Annotated in this window: 15 protein-coding genes and 1 other RNA gene; 2 read left to right on the forward strand and 14 right to left on the reverse strand. The window is 36.9% G+C overall.

All coding sequences use genetic code 11. From position 1 onward, the window contains the following. The 8 genes from K4Z77_RS04945 to K4Z77_RS04980 form a co-directional block, all read right to left on the reverse strand. Window positions 1-4,650: Rib/alpha-like domain-containing protein (locus K4Z77_RS04945; RefSeq protein ID WP_263432406.1), on the reverse strand; the 4,650-nt coding region annotated here is incomplete at its 3' end. Window positions 4,651-5,286: 636 nt separating this feature from the next. After that, complete coding sequence (locus tag K4Z77_RS04950; RefSeq protein ID WP_153226755.1) at window positions 5,287-5,976, reverse strand: winged helix-turn-helix domain-containing protein; 690 nt, start codon at window positions 5,974-5,976, stop codon at window positions 5,287-5,289. An 11-nt stretch (window positions 5,977-5,987) separates the two neighbouring features. Further along, complete coding sequence (gndA, locus tag K4Z77_RS04955) at window positions 5,988-7,412, reverse strand: NADP-dependent phosphogluconate dehydrogenase (RefSeq protein WP_000158778.1); 1,425 nt, start codon at window positions 7,410-7,412, stop codon at window positions 5,988-5,990. A gap of 75 nt (window positions 7,413-7,487) precedes the next feature. Further along, the gene (gene mapZ, locus K4Z77_RS04960; protein ID WP_224218636.1) at window positions 7,488-8,858 is read right to left on the reverse strand and encodes a cell division site-positioning protein MapZ; all 1,371 of its coding nucleotides are present in this window, start codon (window positions 8,856-8,858) and stop codon (window positions 7,488-7,490) included. A gap of 12 nt (window positions 8,859-8,870) precedes the next feature. Continuing rightward, window positions 8,871-10,028, reverse strand: coding sequence for a THUMP domain-containing class I SAM-dependent RNA methyltransferase (locus tag K4Z77_RS04965; protein ID WP_224218637.1), 1,158 nt, complete (start codon window positions 10,026-10,028; stop codon window positions 8,871-8,873). Between the two features lie 85 nt (window positions 10,029-10,113). Beyond that, window positions 10,114-10,494, reverse strand: an RNA gene (gene rnpB, locus K4Z77_RS04970) — RNase P RNA component class B. A gap of 20 nt (window positions 10,495-10,514) precedes the next feature. Continuing rightward, window positions 10,515-10,844: a cell division regulator GpsB gene (gene gpsB / locus K4Z77_RS04975; RefSeq protein ID WP_000907309.1), complete on the reverse strand. Its 330-nt coding sequence runs from the start codon at window positions 10,842-10,844 to the stop codon at window positions 10,515-10,517. Window positions 10,845-10,913: 69 nt separating this feature from the next. Then, window positions 10,914-11,441, reverse strand: coding sequence for an SLOG family protein (locus K4Z77_RS04980; RefSeq protein WP_033680686.1), 528 nt, complete (start codon window positions 11,439-11,441; stop codon window positions 10,914-10,916). A gap of 66 nt (window positions 11,442-11,507) precedes the next feature. Between K4Z77_RS04980 and recU the strand changes: the two genes are divergently transcribed. Together recU and pbp1a are read left to right on the forward strand one after the other, a co-directional pair. Further along, the gene (recU, locus tag K4Z77_RS04985; RefSeq protein ID WP_033680687.1) at window positions 11,508-12,107 is read left to right on the forward strand and encodes a Holliday junction resolvase RecU; all 600 of its coding nucleotides are present in this window, start codon (window positions 11,508-11,510) and stop codon (window positions 12,105-12,107) included. Next, window positions 12,100-14,268 (forward strand): penicillin-binding protein PBP1A, encoded by a 2,169-nt coding sequence (gene pbp1a / locus K4Z77_RS04990; RefSeq protein WP_049539012.1) that lies wholly within the window; start codon window positions 12,100-12,102, stop codon window positions 14,266-14,268. The genes recU and pbp1a overlap by 8 nt, the downstream gene beginning before the upstream one ends. 366 nt (window positions 14,269-14,634) lie before the next feature. Here pbp1a and K4Z77_RS04995 read toward each other — a convergent pair whose 3' ends face one another. The 6 genes from K4Z77_RS04995 to K4Z77_RS05020 form a co-directional block, all read right to left on the reverse strand. Beyond that, window positions 14,635-16,614 (reverse strand): peptide ABC transporter substrate-binding protein, encoded by a 1,980-nt coding sequence (locus K4Z77_RS04995; RefSeq protein ID WP_224218638.1) that lies wholly within the window; start codon window positions 16,612-16,614, stop codon window positions 14,635-14,637. Between the two features lie 170 nt (window positions 16,615-16,784). Beyond that, window positions 16,785-17,810 (reverse strand): acyltransferase family protein, encoded by a 1,026-nt coding sequence (locus tag K4Z77_RS05000; RefSeq protein WP_224218639.1) that lies wholly within the window; start codon window positions 17,808-17,810, stop codon window positions 16,785-16,787. After that, window positions 17,803-18,906, reverse strand: coding sequence for a UDP-galactopyranose mutase (gene glf, locus K4Z77_RS05005; RefSeq protein WP_049533766.1), 1,104 nt, complete (start codon window positions 18,904-18,906; stop codon window positions 17,803-17,805). The genes K4Z77_RS05000 and glf overlap by 8 nt, the downstream gene beginning before the upstream one ends. 1 nt (window position 18,907) lies before the next feature. Then, on the reverse strand, window positions 18,908-20,332 hold the full coding sequence (locus K4Z77_RS05010; RefSeq protein WP_224218640.1) for a flippase: 1,425 nt from the start codon (window positions 20,330-20,332) through the stop codon (window positions 18,908-18,910). A gap of 58 nt (window positions 20,333-20,390) precedes the next feature. Then, entirely contained in the window at window positions 20,391-21,443 is a 1,053-nt protein-coding gene (locus K4Z77_RS05015; protein ID WP_224218641.1) for an acyltransferase family protein, read from the reverse strand. After that, window positions 21,440-22,636, reverse strand: a complete 1,197-nt coding sequence (locus tag K4Z77_RS05020) for an O-antigen ligase family protein (RefSeq protein WP_224218642.1) — start codon at window positions 22,634-22,636, stop codon at window positions 21,440-21,442. The genes K4Z77_RS05015 and K4Z77_RS05020 overlap by 4 nt, the downstream gene beginning before the upstream one ends. Window position 22,637: the final 1 nt, after the last annotated feature.

Here is a 22,637-nt window from a genome sequence, read left to right on the forward strand (position 1 = left end):
ACCATCTTTATCAAATAACTCTACTTTAGATCCTGGTGTTGCTGTTACTTCAACTGGTGTCTTAGTTCCTGCTTTTCCTGTTAGGTCTGTTTTGATTTCTGGTTTTGATGGTGATTCGTTCTTATCTGCATCTGTTGGTTTTTTAGTTACAAATTCTGATAATGGTTTTTTATCTTGAGAACCATCTTTATATGTTACAACAAGATTTCCTTTGTCGTCTTTTGTGACTGATTGGATCTTAGCATCTTTATCAGCTACAGCTTGACCTTTTTTGTCTGCCAAGTTAGCATCATCGTTGTTTTGAGAGTACTCAAGTTGAAGCTTCTCTTTGATTTTAGCTAAGTCAGCATCTGTTACGTTAGCTGGATCTGCTACAGTAACTTTTTCAGTTGGTGTTGCAATATCATATTTTTGAGTTTGTCCCTTAAGCATAACACGGAATGCACCTGGATCAGTTGCAGTTGAACTACCTACTGCTTTATTCTCAATAAATGCACCATCTTTATCCGTTGCAGTTGCATAACGCCATCCTAAAGCCATACCTTCTGGATTTTCTCCTTTAGTTGCTGCTTCTAGTTTGTCTTTTGCTAAACCATCTGTCGCTGCTGGAGTACCTGAATAAGTAATAACTGCTGGGGCTTTTTCTGTCGCTGGTGTCTCAGCATTGATAACATTTGCTTTAAATCCATATTGTGTATTGATAGTATTTGCTTCACCTGCAACATCAGCAAACGCTTTGTTACCACCTTGTCTTACAGTAGCACTTGCAATTTTTCCGCTATCATCTTTGAATTTGATATCGAATGAGTTTTCTTCTCCAGCATATACATAAACTTCTTTAGTATCTTTATTAGAGTAAGGAATTTCTACTGTTGGAGCCACTGCTGTTGTTTCTTTTGTTACAAATTCTGACAATGGTTTTTTATCTTGAGAACCATCTTTATATGTTACAACAAGATTTCCTTTGTCGTCTTTTGTGACTGATTGGATCTTAGCATCTTTATCAGATACAGCTTTACCTTTTTTATCTGCCAAGTTAGCGTCATCATTGTTTTTAGAGTACTCAAGTTGAAGTTTCTCTTTGATTTTAGCCAGGTCAGCATCTGTTACGTTAGCTGGATCTGCTACAGTAACTTTTTCAGTTGGTGTTGCAATATCATATTTTTGAGTTTGTCCCTTAAGCATAACACGGAATGCACCTGGATCAGTTGCAGTTGAGCTACCTACTGCTTTATTCTCAATAAATGCACCATCTTTATCCGTTGCAGTTGCATAACGCCATCCTAAAGCCATACCTTCTGGATTTTCTCCTTTAGTTGCTGCTTCTAGTTTGTCTTTTGCTAAACCATCTGTCGCTGCTGGAGTACCTGAATAAGTAATGACTGCTGGGGCTTTTTCTGTCGCTGGAGTCTCAGCATTAATAACATTTGCTTTAAATCCATACTGAGTATTGATAGTATTTGCTTCACCTGCAACATCAGCAAACGCTTTGTTACCACCTTGTCTTACAGTAGCACTTGCAATTTTTCCGCTATCATCTTTGAATTTAATATCGAATGAGTTTTCTTCTCCAGCATAAACATAAACTTCCTTAGTATCTTTATTAGAATAAGGAATCTCTACTGTTGGAGCTACTACTGGAGCTGCTGGTGTTGCTGGCGCTGTTGGAGTTGTTGATGCTGAACTTGGGGCTTTAACCGTTACTTTAACTGGAACTTCTTCATTAGATCCATCTGGGTATGTTACAACTACTGTAGCATCTTTTTCACCTGGTGTCGCTGTGTCTACTGGAGCTTTGAAGGCTACTTTTGTACCCTTAGGAAGATCTTTTATATTTCCAATTGAATCTTCTGCTTTTGGTGTTGTTCCTTTGTTTACAGTTTGTGGTTTAGCTGTTGGTGTGTTCTTATCTGCATCTGTTGGTGCTGGATTTACTAGATATGCTGCTGCAATCTTATCTTTTGATCCATCAGGATAAGTGATAGTAAGGTTCCCTTTTTCATCCACACTGTATTGTGAATCTGCTGGAAGACTTGGGTTAGCAGCTTTAACAGAGGCGATAACCTTGTTCTTGTCATCTTCACTAAGATTATTAGAATTTGCAACATCTAATTTTGTACCTGCAACTGGTTCATATTTCTTAGCAGTCTCAAGAACATTTACTATAAGTTCTCTGTATATCGTTGTTGGTTTATCTCGATTCTTCGCATGGAAAATAACACTTGTACTTCCTGCTGGCTGGTCCATTGCAACAGTACCACTATATTTAGCATCACGTTGTCTAATCGTAGCTCCGTTTGAAGCTCCTAGATATCCTCCCGTTGGCTCTACTCCTCTTATAGCTAGTGGATTTTTTTCAACTGAAAATTTCTCTAAAGCTGTAGCTTGAGCTACAACATCAACATCAATTTTATCACCAGGATATACTGTAATCTCTGACCTACTTACCAATAGTCTAGTATCATCATTACCAGTCACACCACCATCCTTAACAGTCACCGGTGATGCTGTAATCGTAATCGGTGTACTCTTAGCTGACTCTTTACCACCTGTTGGTGTTGAAGTCGCTGTAATTTTTCCTGCTGGAAGACTGTTTGTAGGGTGAACAGTTGCTACACCTTGGGCATTAGCTACAGCTTCACCGATCACAACACCATCTGTGTTGTAAAGCTTAACAGTTGAACCTGCTGGTGCTTTAACTGTCACATCAGCTGGTGTACTTGCTTTACCTGCTAAATCATTGACAATTTCTGGAGCGCTAGTCGCTGCACCTGCTGCTGGTTTGTTAGTCGCTGCACCTGGTGCTGGTTTGTTAGTCGCTGCACCTGCCGCTGGTTTGTTAGTTGCTGCATCTGGCGCTGGTGTGCTTGGTTTGGGTGCTTCTGGTTTTGGAGTAACTGGCTTAGCTGGTGCTACTGCTTCTTTTTCAACAATTACTTTTACAGGAACTTCTTTTGTAGATTTATCTGGGTAAGTTACAACTGCTGTTGCTCGTTTTTCACCTGGAGTTCGTGTATCTACTGCATCCTTGTACTTAACTGTTGTTCCTTTTGGAAGAGTGTCTAAGTTTCCAATTGATTTTGTCGCATCTGGTTTTTGACCAACTTTTACAGTTTGATCTTTCGCTGTTGGTGTGGAAACATCAGACTGCCACATTTTTATAGGGTTAGTTGCAATGTTGGCGAAACCTGCATTGGCACCAGCAGTGGCACTACGCATCATACCAAATACAACCTTCATATCTTTCAACTGTTCGTTAGATGTTGTTGCAGGAACTTCAGTTCTAAAACTCCATGCATAGCCATCATAACCTGAACCACCTGTAGTCGAACGATCCACAATCAAACGTTTGTCATTCAAGGCAACATTATCCAATAACTCTTTAGTTCTCGGAGAAGAATTAGATGCCGCACTCTTGAAATATCTGTCCTCCTGACCGGCAAGTTTTTCTATAGAACGACCATAGATACCACTTTCCCAACCAGAAGCCAGAGAAAAGGTATCTTTTTTGTCTAATGGTAATCCAGCAGCTGTAGCTGGTGCTGGATTTTCAAACGTTACAGAACTACTCAATGCTGAACCATCAGGTTTTGTACGTTCAAGTTTTTTAGTTTTAGGATTTAATTTACCTTGGATTGGAGAGTTATATTTTGCACGTGTAATGCTAGTTGGCATATTAACTTCTGCAGGAATTTGGATGAAATTTCGATATACATCTCCTCCATCTGTATTATACGTATTAGATAGATTTTCTGCATGATCATTATAAAAGACAAGCCAATCTAATGAAGTAATCTTCCCACTAGCGTCTTTATTATATTTAACTTTATAATTTGTAACTCTAGAAACTGCATTAACAGCGTCATCTGTAGACGTGGCTTTATTAACGTCATTAAGGATATAGGTATCACTATGACCATTTGCGGCTGCATTTGTACCTTCTGAATAGGCAACTTCCGCTCTAAAAGCATTATTCTTATCTAATGCTTTACCGTTACGTGAGTCGTTAGATCCTGTGTTTTCGATTGAGTTAGATTCTGATTTTTTCTCAGTGTTTTCTGCTTTTTTACCTACAGTTGGTTGTCCGTTAGTAGCGTCTACTGCTGGAGTTTCTTTTTTCTCTACAGGTTTGTTTTTTAATTTAGTATTCGCTGTAGTTACTAATTTGCTGTAAGCTTTTGTGATTTCATCTTGAGTTGTTGCGTTTGCTAATGTAGCTTTTGCAGCTTCTAAGTCAGCTTTTAATACCGCAACACTCTCTTCTGTTTTGCGTTCGTATGTTCCGTTAGCTAATTTTGCTTCGATTTCTGCAATGTAGTTTTCAAGTTTAGTTTTGTCTAAAGCTTTAACTTCTTTTGCAGTTTCTCCATCAAGTTTTGCTGCTACAGCTGGTGTTGTAGCAACTTCTGACTTGATTTCTGCTACAGCAGCAGGTGCCTCATAAGTCTTGCCATCTCCGTTCGGTGTAGGGGTAACATCCCCAGTAGTCGAGTTGTTTGCTACAGTAGTTTCTGCTGTGTTTGCATGAACCACTTGAGTAGCTAAGCTAGCTCCGACCGCAAAAACAAGAGAACAACCGAATAGGAAGTGCTTTCCTTTTTTGATCATTCTCCAGTTCTTTTGCTCTGCATTTTTACGATTAAAATACATTACATTGTCTCCTTTTGATTTCTAAAAATAGCATGTAGTACACATACACATACACATACACATACACATACACATACATTCAACATTATAATTTATATAAGCAGATTTGTCAATTATATTAATTATTATTTATTATTTTCCAGTATTTTCAGAATATTTCAGAATTTGAAGCATTTATTATATTATAATATTTCAACAAAAATAAAATCCCCATTTTCTTCAAAACTATGATAAATTCCATTTTTTCGAATACTTATAAAGAGTATATTAACTACACCTGAAGCTAGCTCATCCCTTTTGAGCGTCAAAAACTAGAAAACTATGAAAGTAAAGCTTATCAGATACCAATACTCTTCGAAAATCTCTTCACATCACGTTAGCTTCCATCGGCAACCTCAAAACTAGTGTTTTGAGCAACCTGCAGCTAGCTTCCTAGTTTGCTCCTTCATTTTCATTGAGTATAAACTATGGTCAAGAAAAATTCATTCTCTCTGACCATCTCTTTGAAGCATTACAAGCCGTCTAAAGACTTGCATTTGTGGCTATTCAAAAAGCTCTATACTATCTGGAGTTCAGGAATTCCTGCTACAGATAGTATAGAGCTCAAACAACAGTTACACGAGAGTGACTGCTTTTCTATTCTTGCATAGCGTAACCAACACCACGCACGGTTTTAATGTAGCTTTTCTGACCTTTTACATCCAGCTTGCTACGTAGATAACGGATATAGACATCCACGATATTGGTTTCGGTCGCACTTTCATACTTCCAGACACTTTCCAACAACTGCTCACGAGTCAGAACTTTCTTGCTTCCCATTAGAGTAGCCAAAAGGTCATACTCACGACGAGTCAGAGCAATCATCTCCTCGCCACGATAAACGGTATGATGTTCTACATCCATACGCAGATTGCGGTAAGACGTTGGAACCTTCATCTGACTACAGTGTTGGTCGATGAAGTCCCGACCTCGGAAAATCGCTGAAATACGAGCCACCAAATTCTCAATAATAACTGGCTTATAGATGTAAGAAACGGCAAAGCGTTGGATTGCCTCAATCTGATCTTGCAAGTCTTCGCGATGGTCCAAAACCATGATCACTGAGGCTGGCTTAGTCCGACTCAGCTTGTCTGCAAAATCCTGGGCTGTCATATCCCCCAGTTGAGCATTCAATAAAATCAAGTCATAGTCTGTCTGAAGAGCCATGGAGAGGGCTTTTTGCCCCTCCTCAACCTGATCAACTCGGTATTGCTCTTTTTGGAGTTCCAAACTTAAAAAGTGAGCTAGATTTCGTTCTTTCTCAAGTAATAAAATCCGTTTCCCCATGGCAGACCTACTTATTTTTCGTCATACCAAGAGTAGTGGAATGTTCCTTCTTTGTCTTTACGTTGGTAAGTGTGGGCACCAAAGTAGTCACGTTGCGCTTGGATTAAGTTAGCTGGAAGGTCAGCTGAACGGTAGCTATCAAAGTAAGTAATAGCTGCTGAGAATGTTGGCACTGGTACACCAGCTTGAACAGCGAGAGCTACGATATCACGCACTGCTTGTTGGTACTTAGCAGTAACATCCAAGAAGTACTCATCCAAAAGAAGGTTGGCAAGGTCTGCATCACGGTTGTAAGCATCTGTGATCTTTTGCAAGAAACGAGAACGGATGATACAGCCATCACGCCAGATAGATGCGATATCCGCAAATGGCAAGTTCCAGTTGTTTTCTTTAGAAGCTACACGCAATTGAGCAAAACCTTGTGCATATGAAATGATTTTTGAGAAGTAAAGAGCTTGACGGATTTTTTCAATCAACTCAGCCTTGTCTCCTTCAAATTTGAAGGCAGCTGGTTTTGGAAGAACCTTGCTAGCATGCACACGTTCTTCTTTGTAAGTTGAAATGTAACGTGCAAATACTGACTCAGTGATGAGTGACAATGGTACACCAAGGTCAAGTGATGATTGGCTAGTCCATTTACCAGTTCCCTTGTTACCTGCAGCATCAAGGATGTAGTCTACGATTGGCCCATCTTGACCTTCATCGTCTTTACGGCTCAAGATATCAGCTGTGATTTCGATCAAGTAGCTGTCCAATTCACCCTTGTTCCACTCAGTAAAGATTTCAGCCATATCCTCTGCAGAAAGGCCTAGCAAGTGTTGCATCAAGTCATAGCTTTCTGCGATCAATTGCATGTCACCATACTCAATACCGTTGTGAACCATTTTCACATAGTGACCAGCTCCATCAGGACCGATGTAAGTCACACATGGTTTGCCATCTTCTGGTGCTTTAGCTGAGATTTCTTCAAGAACATCCGCAACCAATTCGTAGGCTTCTTTTTGTCCACCAGGCATGATAGAAGGACCTTCAAGGGCACCTTTTTCACCACCAGAAACCCCAGTGCCGATAAAGTTGATACCTGAGTTTGCCAATTCTTCATTACGACGGATGGTATCTTTGTAGAAAGTATTTCCTCCGTCAATCAAGATATCACCCTTGTCAAGGTGTGGAAGAAGGGCTTGGATAGTAGCATCTGTACCAGGTCCAGCTTGAACCATCAACATGATACGACGAGGTTTTTCGATTGAGTTTACAAAACTTTCAACGTCATAGCTTGGTACAAAGTTCTTTTCAGGATGGCAAGCAATTACATCTTCAGTTTTTTCTTTACTACGGTTGTAAATAGCAACTGTGTAACCACGAGATTCAATATTTAGGGCAAGGTTACGGCCCATTACGGCCATACCTACGACACCAAAGTTAGCTTTTGTCATATGACACTCCTCTTGTTTAATTTGTTTTATTTTATCATTTTTACTTTTGAAAAGAAAGAATTTTGTAACGACTGCTTAATAGTCCAAGGCATCCGCATGTCCAGAACCATTCCCAACAAAGTATCCAGTCTTACAGTTAAGGGTAAATAGATAGGTTCCGTCTGGCTTATAGAGATTGTAATAACCATTGCCATTAACGATATTGACACGTTCGAGGATATATTGGTTGCCAGTGATATAACCACGTGAACGTGAAGTCGCTAGAATTTGTTCCAAGACACCATCAGCAAAATCCCAGGCAGAGTTGTTACTGTCATCCACAGCCGATTGATTGAACGGCACACGGCTTGAAGCTCTTTGTAGGTTAACTCCAGAACTTGATAGACCGCCATGGCTATCATCCCGCGCAGAAACTGAACTATTTGTTGAGGCGCTTGAAGACGGACTAGTGTTACTTGTAGTACTCTCTGTAGAAGAATTTGCACTTGCTTGACTAGAACTGCTGGTTTGACTTGAGCTAGAAGTGCTTGTCTTTTGACTCTTACCAAGGCTGATAGCCTTATCTAACACTTTGTCAATCTCCGTATTCCCTGTTTTAATATCTGTAAATTTAGCATCCGATTTGGCTTTGGCATTGGTATCCAGAACACCATCCACAATAGCTGGTTTTTCAAATTGTGCATTGACTTCTTGGATGGCCTTGATTTGCGTTTCTAAGCTGTCATATTTCGATTTAGCAAGCGTATATTCGCGACTACCTTCTAGCTTATCAAGTAAAGTCTTCAGTTGACTCAGTTTATCAAACTGGCTATTCTTCAAAGTTGTTTTATTGCTATCTGTATAGAAGGCATCGTATAAATTATTAAATCCTTCCGCTTCTGCCTGCGAGTTTGTGGTTGATTGAGAAGTTTGGATTTCCTTGGTCGAACGAGCCACTTGACTATAAACATAATAACCAGTTCCAATAACAAGAATCCCTACCGCAGCTAACAAGCCATAAAGAATCTGTTTCTTAACGCTTTTCCCATCTTCACTATCCACCATTGGATACTCTGTTTCGACTGCCTCCTCAGTGTCAAATTCCTCATCAAAAGGAGTTTCCATCACTTGTGTGGATGCTAAGTTATCAAGTTGGATGAAATCATTCTCTACTATCGTAGGTTCAACAGCTGTCTCCTCCCGAATCTCTTGGATCAAATCATCCAGACTCTGCGTTTCGACTAACTCCTCTTTTTTATATTGGCGAGTCACAAACTTATCTGCTTCAATTTCATCTTTGTGTTGCTTAACATACTTGTCCAAAATGGAATCCTCAGGCAAGACCCCTGCTTCCACTTCTTCATTTTTACGAATAGCTTGACCAACTGTTAACTCTTTTGCTTCATCAAAATCAAATCGCGGTTCTTGGTCTTCTTTTTTATGACGATTCCGTCTTTTCTTATTCATACGTTTACCTTTCTATTTTACCTCTTGCCGTTTGACACGTTGACCAAAATATTGATACAGATCCACTTTTAGGGTTCCGTTATACAGTTTACGCTTCTTGTCCGCTTGGCTACCATACTTGCTTTCAAAGGCTTCATCACTAGTTAGGATAAACTTACTCCAAGTTTTCAGCGGTGCAAATACTTGACCCAGTTCAGCATAAAGCTTGGTCACCCCTGCATCATCTGATAAACGTTCTCCATAAGGCGGATTGGAGATAATCACACCATTGATTTTATCCGAACGTAAATCCTGCACGCGCATCTGCTTAAAGGTAATATCTCCTGCAACACCAGCTGCCTGAGCATTAGCCTTAGCAATCTCCACCATGCGAGCATCAATATCACAACCCATGATATCCAGTTCCAGTTCACGATCCACTTTTTGGGCCGCTTCTGTGCGCACTTCTTGGATCAAACGATCACTGACCCAGTTCCATTCCTCAAAAGCAAAAGAGCGACGAAGTCCTGGTGCCATCTTTCGAGCAATCATGACAGCCTCGATACAGAAAGTCCCCGAACCACAGGTCGGATCAATTAAAGGCTTGTCTGGATACCAGTTAGAAAGTTGCAAAATAGCTGCCGCCATATTTTCCTTGATAGGAGCGCCACCTTTTTCCGTACGATAACCACGTTTAAAGAGGCTAGATCCGGTCGTATCAATCATGACAGTTGCCACATCCTTTAGAATAGAAACTTCAATCTTGAACTCTGGTCCATTCTCCATGAGAGGAACACCTTCTGGACGGGCGTAGTGTTTCTGCAATTTCTTAACAACAGCTTTCTTTGAAATAGCCTGCACACTTGGTTCATTGTGTAGTTTAGATTTAACACATTTGGCTTTCGAAATCGGGAACCGAGCCCCAAGCGGTAAATAATTTTCCCAATCTAGAGCGAAAACTCCTTGAAACAGCTCTTCAAAAGTCTTAGCTGAGAACGTTCCTACGATAATTTTGATACGATCTGCTGCCCGAAGCCAGAGGTTAGTTTCGATAATAGCTCTCACGTCTCCTTGAAAACGCACACGACCGTTTTCAACCTGACAATCGTAGCCCAACTCTCGCACTTCTCTTCCCACAACAGCTTCAAGACCTGCCGCCGCAGTTGCAATTAAATTAAATTCTTTTTTCATTTTATAGTCTTGCAAGACCTTTCTATATGTCCACTTTAAAAAATGAGGTTGAGAAAATTTTCTCAGCCTCAACCTATATGCAATTTTCTATAAGCCATGTTTTGTTCCAGAAGTGACTAGGACCACTTCCTTCGATAATCATCTGTCTACCACTAGCAGCTCTAGCTGATAGCAGTCAGAGTACTACGTTCGTTTCCGTGCACTCCATGCCCCGACCAAAATTTGGGTTGCTAGCTTGAGGGGTTTACCGCGTTCCACTCTCTCCGTTTCCAGAAAGACTCCGTCACTGTGGCACTTTCAAGCCTACTCTGACCTATCCAAAGACTTAGCCATTTCAACTGCCGTAACGATTTCTCGTTCCTAGGCTTATGTTTTCGCCTAGCACAAACACTACAGGCATCACAGCCTGTGCTAGCATGGACTTTCCTCATGAAAAGCAACTCTCCTCACGCGATTATCCAAAAATTGCACTTTTTAAATAAGCTCTTAAAATCCTGAGTTATCTAAAATTTGTTTACCAAACACTTCTTTTTCAAGACGATTCAAACGTTTTAAAATATCAAAGTTCGTCATAGAACTTGTTGTTGCCGCTTCAAGAGGTTCTGTTTGAACTGGTGAAGGTTTTGGTTTACGAGCTAATTCTTCCTTCAAATCCGCAATTTCCTGACGAAGTGACTTGACCAAGGTAGCATAGGTTTCATAGTCCTTGATGACATCGTCCAAAAACTCATCAACTTCTACCTTACTATACCCACGGACTTCACGTCCAAACTCTTGTTCAAAAATATCTTTCGCCGAAAAAATAATACCTGCCATGTCTCTCTCCATTCTCAGTTGCTAGTATTATTATATAAAAAAAGACAAACAAAAATCAAGGTCAAAGCTTCAATTTTCGGAAAAATTTTCTGCAAGTTCATTTAGCTGATCAAATGTTAGTCTCTTTATAAAATAGTCTTCCTGCTCTTTCATCATTTGGTAAATATAAGCTAGTCTCGTTTCATTTTCCTCATCATAAAAAAGATAAGAACTATTCGTATTTTCCAATAAAAACTGCTGGTAATCTCTTAACTGACCTTTGTGTTCATAACGAGGATAGGCATATTTGACAAAGTCTACCTGCTTAAAGCGACTCAGTTTCATCTGATTACCTTCATTCCAATTTTCCCCATGAGTTTCAAAAGCAAAAATGGTGGCCAAGTGGAAACCGTATTCGGTCTTCATTTCCTGAGCAACCTCTAAAACCCAATATTCAAAGCCCAAAGTTCCGGTAAATACAAGCCAAGTCACCCCATCTTCTGCCATAGCTTCTAAATCCCTACGTATCGCTTTTTTAATCAATTTAAGACGAGGATCCTTGTCCGAAAACAAACCCAAATCAAAAGCAGAATAGCCTAAAACCAAAGCTGTAGTCATTTTTAACCCTTTCTGTGTAAAATTATGGTATAATAGAGTGATGTTATTGTACCAATAAGGAGAATTATGGTCAACTATCCTCATAAAATTTCATCACAAAAAAGACAAACATCGCTTTCTCAACCCCAAAATTTCGCAAATCGAGGAATGTCTTTTGAAAAGATGATTAATGCTACCAACGACTACTATTTGTCTCAGGGCTTGGCTGTTATACACAAGAAACCAACCCCTATTCAAATCGTACGAGTGGACTATCCACAACGAAGTCGTGCCAAGATTGTTGAAGCCTATTTTCGACAAGCTTCAACGACAGACTATTCTGGCGTTTATAAGGGATATTACATCGACTTTGAAGCCAAGGAAACAAAACAAAAATGTGCTATTCCGATGAAAAATTTCCATCCACATCAGATTCAGCATATGGAACAAGTCCTTGCTCAACAAGGAATCTGCTTTGTCCTTCTTCACTTTTCTTCTCAGCAAGAAACCTACTTATTACCGGCATATGATTTGATTCGCTTCTATCATCAAGATAAGGGGCAAAAATCAATGCCACTTGGATACATACGAGAATACGGTTACCAGATAAAACTAGGGGCATTTCCACAAATTCCCTATCTCGATGTCATCAAAGAACATTTACTAGGTGGTAAACAAGATGAATAAATACATTCTTATGCGAATATTAAAGTATACTGGAATCTTTTTCCTAACTCTCTTTATCGCATTATTTCTATTGGGTGGGGGTGTTTTCCTCTATTTTGTAAGTAAAGCTCCAGCACTATCAGATAGTAAATTAGTTGCAACAACTTCGAGCAAGATTTACGACAATAATAACGAACTCATTGCCGATCTGGGCTCTGAACGCCGAGTGAACGCTCAGGCCAACGAAATTCCTACTGATTTAGTCAAAGCCATCGTGTCTATCGAGGACCATCGCTTCTTTGACCACAGAGGGGTAGATACGATTCGGATCATGGGGGCCTTCTTACGTAACTTACAAAGTAACTCTTTACAGGGAGGATCAACCCTAACCCAGCAGTTGATTAAGTTGACCTATTTCTCAACATCAACTTCGGATCAAAATATCTCCCGAAAAGCACAAGAGGCATGGTTAGCTGTCCAATTGGAACAAAAAGCTACCAAACAAGAAATCCTTACCTACTACATCAATAAGGTCTATATGTCAAATGGTAACTATGGTATGCAGACAGCAGCCCAAAATTACTACGGAAAAGACTTAAAAGACCTCTCTCTACCTCAATTAGCTTTGCTAGCAGGTATGCCACAGGCACCCAACCAATACGATCCTTACTCTCATCCAGATGCAGCGTTGGACCGTCGTAATTTGGTTCTTTCAGAAATGAGAGGACAAGATTACATTAGTGCTGAACAATATGAAAAAGCTATCAACACACCTATCACTGATGGTTTACAAAGTCTTAAGTCAACTGCTACTTATCCAGCGTATATGGATAACTATCTAAAAGAGGTTATTGAACAAGTAGAGCACGAAACGGGATATAATCTTCTTACTACTGGAATGGAAGTCTACACCAATGTAGACAAGGACATTCAACAACGACTTTGGGATATCTACAATACAGATGAATATGTCTCTTATCCAGATGATGACCTTCAAGTAGCCTCAACTATCGTAGATACTTCCAATGGTAAAGTCATCGCCCAACTTGGAGCTCGTCACCAAGCAAGCAATGTTTCATTCGGTACTAACCAAGCTGTGGAAACCAACCGTGACTGGGGATCAACCATGAAGCCAATCACTGATTATGCCCCAGCCTTAGAATACGGTGTATATGATTCAACTGCAACTACTGTCCACGATATTCCTTATAACTACCCTGGAACAAGTACCCCTGTCTACAACTGGGATCGAGAATATTTTGGTAACATTACTCTGCAATATGCCCTTCAACAATCTCGTAACGTACCTGCTGTTGAAACACTAAACAAGGTTGGTTTAGATAGAGCTAAAAACTTCCTAAATGGTTTAGGAATCGACTATCCTGTAATGCACTATTCAAATGCTATTTCAAGTAATACAACTGAATCTGGTAAACAGTACGGTGCAAGCAGTGAGAAAATGGCTGCGGCTTACGCTGCATTCGCTAATGGCGGTATCTACCACAAACCAATGTACATCAATAAAATCGTCTTTAGTGATGGTAGCGAAAAAGAATTCTCTGACGCTGGCACAAGAGCTATGAAAGAGTCTACTGCCTATATGATGACAGAAATGATGAAAACAGTCTTAACATCTAGAACAGGTTACAATGCCTACCTTCCTGGAATCCCTCAAGCAGGGAAAACAGGGACTTCCAACTATACAGATGAAGAAATCGAAAATCATATCAAGATGAATCAACTTGTAGCACCTGATGAAATGTTTGTAGGTTATACTCGTAAGTATTCAATGGCCGTTTGGACAGGTTATACCAACCGTCTCACTCCTATTGTAGGTGATGGCCTCACAGTTGCTGCTAGAGTCTATCGTAGTATGATGAGCTACCTTGCGCAAAATAACCATCCTGGAGATTGGACAATGCCTGAGGGACTATATAGAAACGGGCAGTTCGTATTCCTAAACGGAGCAAGAAATACATGGAGTACTCCTGATACACAACAAACACAATCAGAGGTAGAGAATCCCTCTACAACAACTGAAAGTTCAACTACCCAAGTAACACCTACTCCTGGTCAACAATCAAATAATACTGCTCCAACAAATCCAAATCAGGGACAACCTGGCCAACAAATCCAACAGCAACCACAGCCCCCCCAAGTTCAACAACAACCACAACAGTAAACGAAAATCCTGAGAACTAGAAATTCTCAGGATTTTTATATAGTAGATTGAAATAAAATGTGAACAAATTGATTGGGAAATTCAAACTCTACTCTTCGAAAATCTCTTCAAACTACGTCAGCTTCACCTTGCCGTATATATGTGACTGACTTCGTCAGTCTTATCTACAACCTCAAAACAGTGTTTTGAGCAGTCTGCGGCTGGATTTCTAGTTTGCTCTTTGATTTTCATTGACTATAATTTCTAACAATGTTCTAGAAACAATGGTGTAGTATTGTAGACTCAATAGGCTGTATTATTCTAGATTCAACTCCCTCTACTAGAAAGACATATAAAGGAGTCGGCTACAAACCAACTCCTTTACATTTATTTCACATGTTTTGCAAGTTCTTCTTGCGCTTTTTTATTAGATTCTTCTTTTTCTTTCATCCATTTATCTTGGGCTTTTTGGTATTCCTCTACAGTGACTGCCTTGTCTTGAAGTTCAAGGTATTTGTAGCGGAGCGGATCGCTTGTCCCCTTGTTACCTGCGAAAGCGAAAGGTAAAGTAAATGGTACCATCTTAGACAAGATTGGACGCCCTGTACGAGATGTTGTTGGAATAACTAGGGCACTATCTGTCAACCAAGCTTGAGCTTCGGCATACTTGTTATAACGTTTTGTAACATCTGTAGTTTCTTCCCCTGCTTCATTGACCATTTTATCATAATCATTGAGACCGACCTTCTTAGCCGCCTCATTGTCTTTTCCTGAATCAAATCCTAGGTAAGTTCTCGTATTTTCTCCTACAGAAGGCTTGATAATGTCAAGATAAGTGGACGGATCTGAGAAATCTGGTCCCCATCCTACGTTATCAGAAATATCCCAATCCTCACCAGCAGCAGTTTGTGCAAACAAAGTTACATTAAGCACCTCATCTTTTTGCAATTGTTGGATATCAATAATGACATTATCAGTTCCTAAAGTCGCTTCCAAGGATTGTTTCATAGATTGGACGCGCTGAACTTTTGTAGTTGCTGTTTGGTCAACCGGCATATCGAGGTGAATTGGGAATTGTACTCCCTCAGCTTGCAAAGCTGACTTGGCTTTGGCAAATTCTGCCTTGGCTTTTTCTGGATTGTAAAGACCATCTTGTGCATCAGCAAGATTAACATCCTTCCATTCATCCCCGTAAGTCACCAATTTTTCTTTGACCATATCGCCAAAGTTTTTACCATCTGATTGAACAAATGTTGGTGGAACAAAGATATTACGTAAGATTTTGCTTGCTCCAGTTTGTCCATTCAGCTGAGAGGCATAGGCTGTACGATCAAATCCAAAGGCAATAGCCTGACGGAAATCCTTGTTTAAGAGAGCCTTTTTAGTAGATGTCTTTTGTTCTTCGCTAGTCTTAGAAGTATATTTATAGGACTGACGGTCGATGTTTGTCCCCACTACATAAGTTGTAGAGTCTTGTTGCGTATAGACAATATTGTCCTTCATCTCTTTCTCAAGCTCTGCAAAACTTGCACTTGTTGGATAGAGACGAGCTGCTGAAAGGCTACCGTCTTTAAAGTTTTCTGCAGGTTTACTAGTATCTTGACCGTCCCAGAATGACAATTTGACTTTGTCAATATGGACATTGTCCTTATCCCAGTAGTTTGGATTCTTCGCAAATTCAACAGCAGATTTGGTTACAATAGATTTCAACAAATAAGGACCATTGTACAAGATACTGCTTGGATCTGTTGCTTTGGCAAAATCATCCCCTTTTGAATTCAAAAACTCTTCATTAACTGGTGCTAAGACACCCATTGTTGTTTTAGAATTCCAAAAACTTTCAGGTTTGTTCAATGTGTATTGAACTGTTTGATCATCAAGTGCTTTAATCCCAACTTGAGAAAAATCTTTATTTTCCCCTTTAGCGTAGGCATCCAAACCTTTAATCGAATCCTGTACCAAGTAAAGGGCTTCAGATTTCTTATCTGCCGCATATTTAAGACCTGTTACAAAATCTTGAGCCTTAACAGGAGCATACTCTTCTCCCTCAGATGTGTACCACTTGGCATTCTGACGAATCTTATAAGTATAAGTCAAGCCATCCTTAGAAACTGACCAGTCCTCTGCCATTGAGGGAATAAGGTTCCCGTATTTATCGTTTTCCAACAATCCATCAATCACATTACTAGTAATGTCAGCAGTTGCTGCCTTACCAGTTGTTAAATAGTTGAGGTTATCTGGGTCGGTCTCGTAGGTAAAGGCGAAGGTCTGCTCACCTTTAGCACCAGAACCACCAGAACAAGCCGCTAAAACACCCGCTGCTAATAAAGTTACTCCCGCAAGAGCCAACACTTTCCTTGTTTTCATAGTATTCTCCTCTGTTTTTCTATCCATTATAGCCCCTTTTTCAAGTCCTGTCAATAGAATTTTCTGAATTTTAAAAAATTATTTTTTAAACAACAATTTTGCAAAAATATGAATAATATCAAAAAATCCCTCAACTACATTAGGTAGTCAAAGGGTCAATCTTTATATTTTTATTTTAGTTTAATATATCTCTGTGGTAGTAAAATAATATTCAATAATGGAATTTTCTTCAATACATTGGTTGCAAGTATTGATAAATACCAGCCCAAGACAATACCAATAACAATATGGAGAAAAACAGAATCAATTCCCATTTTTAACATTAGAATCCGAATCATACTACAAATTGGTGAATGGAAAATTAGAATCCCTATACTAATTTTCCCATATTTACTAAAATACCTAAAAATATTTTGGGATATTTTTTCTATTTTTGGAAAAATTATAAATGATAAGATAACATTACCTGTGTATCCAATAATCCACCATCTAGGATAGTTATAGTCCGTTATTATTTTACCATCTACATTAAATAAAATATACATTATATAAATATATACGATATTAAATATGATTCCTAGTAGAATTATGTTTCTAAATCTAATATCATTAAATTTAACTGTTTTTAATACAGAACCCAACATGAAAATTACTCCCCATGCTAGAACTTTTTTTATAAAAAATATTTCTGACATATATACTAATGTAATTATATATCCGACTATACTAATCATAAAAAGATAGTTTTTGTTCTTTATAAATATTGATAAAAATCCGTATACTAAATATAGTGCCCATAATGTATACAAATACCATACAACTCCTAATGGTTCTTTATAAATATTTATCAAATTAAACAATGTAGTGGGAACACGTACCGATCCTCCCGCTATTTTCTGTAATACATAATGAATTATAGAATAAAATATATACGGTAATCCTAATACTATCGTTTTCTTCTTCATATAATAATAATACTCTTTAAAATTCTCTACAGATTTGAAAAAATATCCTGATAAAGCAAAGAATACTGGAATATGAAATATATATATAAATGCAATAACTATGGATAACCATTTGGCATCACTTGTAAATTTCCCAGAATCAAATAAACCAGTAAACACATGACCTATGACTACTAGAAATATTGCGAACCCTTTCCCAAAATCTATCCAGTTTATTCTATTTTTAGTCATTATTACCTAATTCCTCTCTTACTACATTAAGAGCTCTTTCGATTACTACGTGCATATCATAATATTTATAATCTGCAAGACGACCACAGAAGATAACATCTTTACCTTTTGCTTCTTCTAAATATTTTTGATACATTTCATTATTTTTAGCGTCGTTGATTGGGTAGTATGGTTCATCTCCACGTTTCCAATCAGCTGGGTATTCACGAGTAATAACCGTTTTATCTTGCGTACCATACTCAAAATGTTTATGCTCAATAATACGAGTATAAGGAATTTCTCGTTCTGTATAATTAACAACGGCATTTCCTTGATAATTTTCCTCATCTAGAACTTCATGCTCAAAACGAAGACTACGGTATTCTAACTCACCATGTTTATAGTCGAAATATTGGTCAATCATCCCTGTAAAAACAACTTTTTCAGCAGAAGCTTCTAATTCCTGACGATTGGCAAAAAAGTCAACTCCGAGCTCTACTTCTACATCTTTCAGCATATTTTCGATGATAACGTTGTAACCCCCAATTGGAATACCCTGGTAACGGTCATTGAAGTAGTTATTATCAAAAGTCAAACGAACTGGTAGACGTTTAATAATAAACGGTGGAAGGTCAGTCGCAGAACGTCCCCATTGCTTTTCAGTATAGCCTTTAATCAACTTTTCATAAATATCTGGACCAATCAACTTGATAGCCTGTTCTTCCAAGTTTTTAGGTTCAACGTCCTTCATGTGAGTCGTTTGCTCAGCAATCTTATCTTTAACCTCTTGAGGAGTTTTTGTTCCCCACATAGCATAGAAAGTATTCATATTGAAAGGTAGATTATAAAGGCTACCCTTGTAATTAGCTACAGGCGAATTGATGTAGTTGTTAAATTCAGCAAATTGATTAACATAATCCCAAACTTTCTTATTAGAAGTATGGAAGATATGTGCACCATATTTATGAACATTAACACCTTCTACATTCTCACAGTAGATATTTCCACCAATGTGGTCACGTTTATCAATAACTTTTACTTTTTTTCCACGCTTGGTTGCTTCATAAGCAAAAATTGCTCCAGACAAACCAGCACCAACGATTAGATAATCATACATATTACACCCCTTTATTTCTGAATAACTGTTGTTTTATATCTCGTAGATTTATAACTTTAAAAATCAAAATCAAACTGATATAAATTATTGCTCCCAAAATAGTAGAAAGTCCTACATTTAACATGGACGGTAAATTCAATAAGTCTTTTACAAAAAACAGAATTCCATACATCAATACTGATGAAATCATAATCTTTATCATAGTTCCTATAATCGGAACATCTCTTAGATAAGAGCGAGTAAAGAATAACTGTATAGCCCAAACCAGAGACTCTGTTAAAACAGATACAATTGCTGCCCCTATATAGCCCAATTTGGGAAGAAAGAGAAGATTTAATCCAACACTAACAACAGCAGGAATTGTTGTTGAAAGCATGAACTCTTTATTTTTATTATGAGGTATCAGAATTTGAATTCCCATAATATTGGTCCAACCAATAAAGAACATTCTAAAAATCATAATTGCTATCGCATAACGTGCCTCTTGAAAATCTTGTCCAAGGAAAAAGGTAACAAAATCATCATTTATAATTAACATACCTGCCATAATTGGAAAAATAACTAAATTATAAATCAAAAATGACATCTCATGCATTTTATTAACTGCTTTATGATTTCCTGATGATAAAAGATTTGAAACTCGTGGTAACATGACACTTCCCAATGAAGTCACTAGGGTCAATAAAATATTAACAAGTTTCAATGCTTGATCATAGATTCCTACATCTTTTGTTGAAGCTAAAACACCTAGCATTGTACGATCCAAAGTAACATAGAGCGATATGGCAATCTGAGGTAAAAACAATAAGATAACTGGCTTCAAATGCTGCTTTGCATATTTCCAATCAAAGTGAGGTTTCCCAATAAACTCTCTTGCCGGCAACCACATACTTAATTGTCCTAACAATTCAAAAATCGTAATCAGTGATATATATAAATAGAGATTTTCAGCTGATTTTATAAACGAAAAGATAGAAATAACACCAACTAACCTAACTGTGATATTTCTGATTGTAATTTTTCGAAAATCCTCTAAACCTTGAAATAACCAAGAAATATCTAAACCTTTTGAAATTAAACTTATACCTAAAATATAAGCTACAGGATTTTGCATAGCTGGTAACGTAAGACATAGAAGGATATAAAGAACAGAAGAGAACAGTGTCGCTCCCAGTTGCAGTGTATAAATACCCCAAAAATTCTTTCTAGTATCTTTTCTACTACCCGAAATCGCCTTGGTACCATAATTGTTTACTCCCAGAGTAGCTAGCATAAGAAAATAGGTAACAATTGAGTTGAAATAACTATAGGTTCCCAAATCATCTGAAGAAAATATCCGTGTTACATACGGAGTCGTAATAATCGGAAGTATAATTACTAACAATTGATAGGAAAGATTGTATGCGTAATTTTTTAATACTTTCACTATTTCTCATCTCCATCATATCTATATTTTGCATAATTCAAACAACTTTTAATACTAGCTAATTAACTAGCCAAGTATATTTCTTAAAACATCTTTTAAATATTACTGTTACTATCAAGGATACAAATAACGTAATGAAGAATCGTAGTACAACCATAAAAATTATTCCAAAAGGAGAAAACATAAATTGAGGATTCAGCGAATAACTTATATATAATATTAAATAATTTAATGGATCCGAAAAAATATATATACCTAATCCATTCATTAAAATCAGCTTAAAAAAGTAACTACTACCACTGTGCCCTTTCCGAGAAATCAGGTAGGAAATACTATATGTTAATAAAGAACCTAAAATAGCTAATAACTCAACTAATATTTTACTAACTAGTGTGTAAGTATATTTAAGATTAAAATTCAACAAAGTAATCAAAACAAATACTATAGACAATATCAAAACATAATTTCTTTTTTCACTTATAAATTGATTGTATTTTTCTCTCTTTGATTCAAATGCAAATCCCATACTAAAATAAAATAGAAATTGTAACGGGGCTTTAAATAAAAGTGGATCAACTTTATAACTTAAAATATGTAATAGATAAAAAATAATAATTGTAGTAAATTTTATTTCTCTTTTTAAGGTAAAAAATGAAATAATAAAAATAATAAATAAAGTAAATAAATACCATAAATGATTATTCCCAATTAAAAACAATTGTCCCAATACTGCTCTAGATAAAGTTGTATACTCAAAATAATTAGAGAAATATTTTATTGGAAAAACATATAATAAAGTAAAAATAACAAATGGAATAACCAATCGCTTAGTCTTCTGTTTTAGAATTAACATAAAATTAATCCATTTATCTCGTTTAACCTGAAGGTAATAGAAAGCTCCGGATAAAGCCATAAACATTGGCATATGAAAATAATATAGAATTTCTCTCACTTTATCAAAAATTTTATACAAAACTAATGACATATTTTGTTCCAGATATTGTTGATAATCAATCCCTCCATATTTAGTTGAAATTATATAATATGTACTATGGCTTACAAGTACCATTAAAATTGCTACTACTTTTAAAATATCGTATTCCTTTTTCATGTACTCTCTCTATTCAATATTAAAGCGTAAAATATTCCTATAAAAAGGATAAATAATGGTGTATCTGTAAAAATTACAGTAAATAATAAAATTATAAATAAGAGAGCAAACATTTTGGTATCTATAGAAACACCCTTCTTAATTAATAAACTAATTACCGGATATAAATAGAATATCCCTAGTATGATCCCACCCTGAGCCAGTATTATAAAGAAACTGTTACTATACCCTAAATTAGTACGAATAAGAGTATTCATATTTGATTCAATTGCCTTCAATCCTAGTACCAAACCTGATCCAAAAAATAAATTTTCTTTCCAAGCCAAGAAACCTGCTAAATAATCATCAAATCTAATACTAGCTGAAATAGTGTCAGATTTTTCTGCCCAAACCTGTAACAAAGCATATATGACTATTGGAATTATAATCAAACTTACATATTTAAATATAGATTTTTTCAGCATTAGAACTCTATAGATCAATAGTAATCCTATCACAAATATCCCTGTTGTAGAAACTGTTGTCAAAATAGTCAAAGTTAATAAAGATAATCGTTTAATACTATTTTCTAAAAATAATTCCTGAATTATAAGGGCTGAACCTAACATTAAACTCCACATTGAAGCTTCTGCAAACATGCCACTATTTCTAATAATAGTAGTTCCAAAAAAATGAATTTCTTGAGTCTCAAAATATAGATTAAAATAACTTGGAGTTTGAAGTCCACCATTCCAATTATTTATGACAACATTTGTTGGATGAATAACCTTTAAAATACTTCCAAAAGTCCAAAATATTAAAGAAACTAATGCAAAAATTAAAATAATTTTCACGAAGGTATTTAAAAAATCAAATAATCGGTCATTAAAATTCTTAAACATTAATAAGATAAGCATAAGAGGTGCTATCAAAAAATAAAATAATAGTTCATTTATTGATAGAGAATTAAATGATATTAAAATGTTAGTAATAGATATAACTAAATAAATTAGTACTGTGGTTAGTATTATTTTAAAATAATTATAATTTAATTTGCTTGATATCAGTTCTAAAAATGTTGCTATTATAACTACTAAAGCTAATATTGGAATTAACTTATTTGAATCTCCTGTATTTACATATATAGAGTTGGTCGTTATTACAATTAATAACGATAGTAACACATCTTGGATACTTTTCAGATTAATTTTCAAT

Source organism: Streptococcus mitis subsp. hohhotensis (assembly GCF_020089495.2).
GTDB lineage: Bacteria > Bacillota > Bacilli > Lactobacillales > Streptococcaceae > Streptococcus > Streptococcus hohhotensis.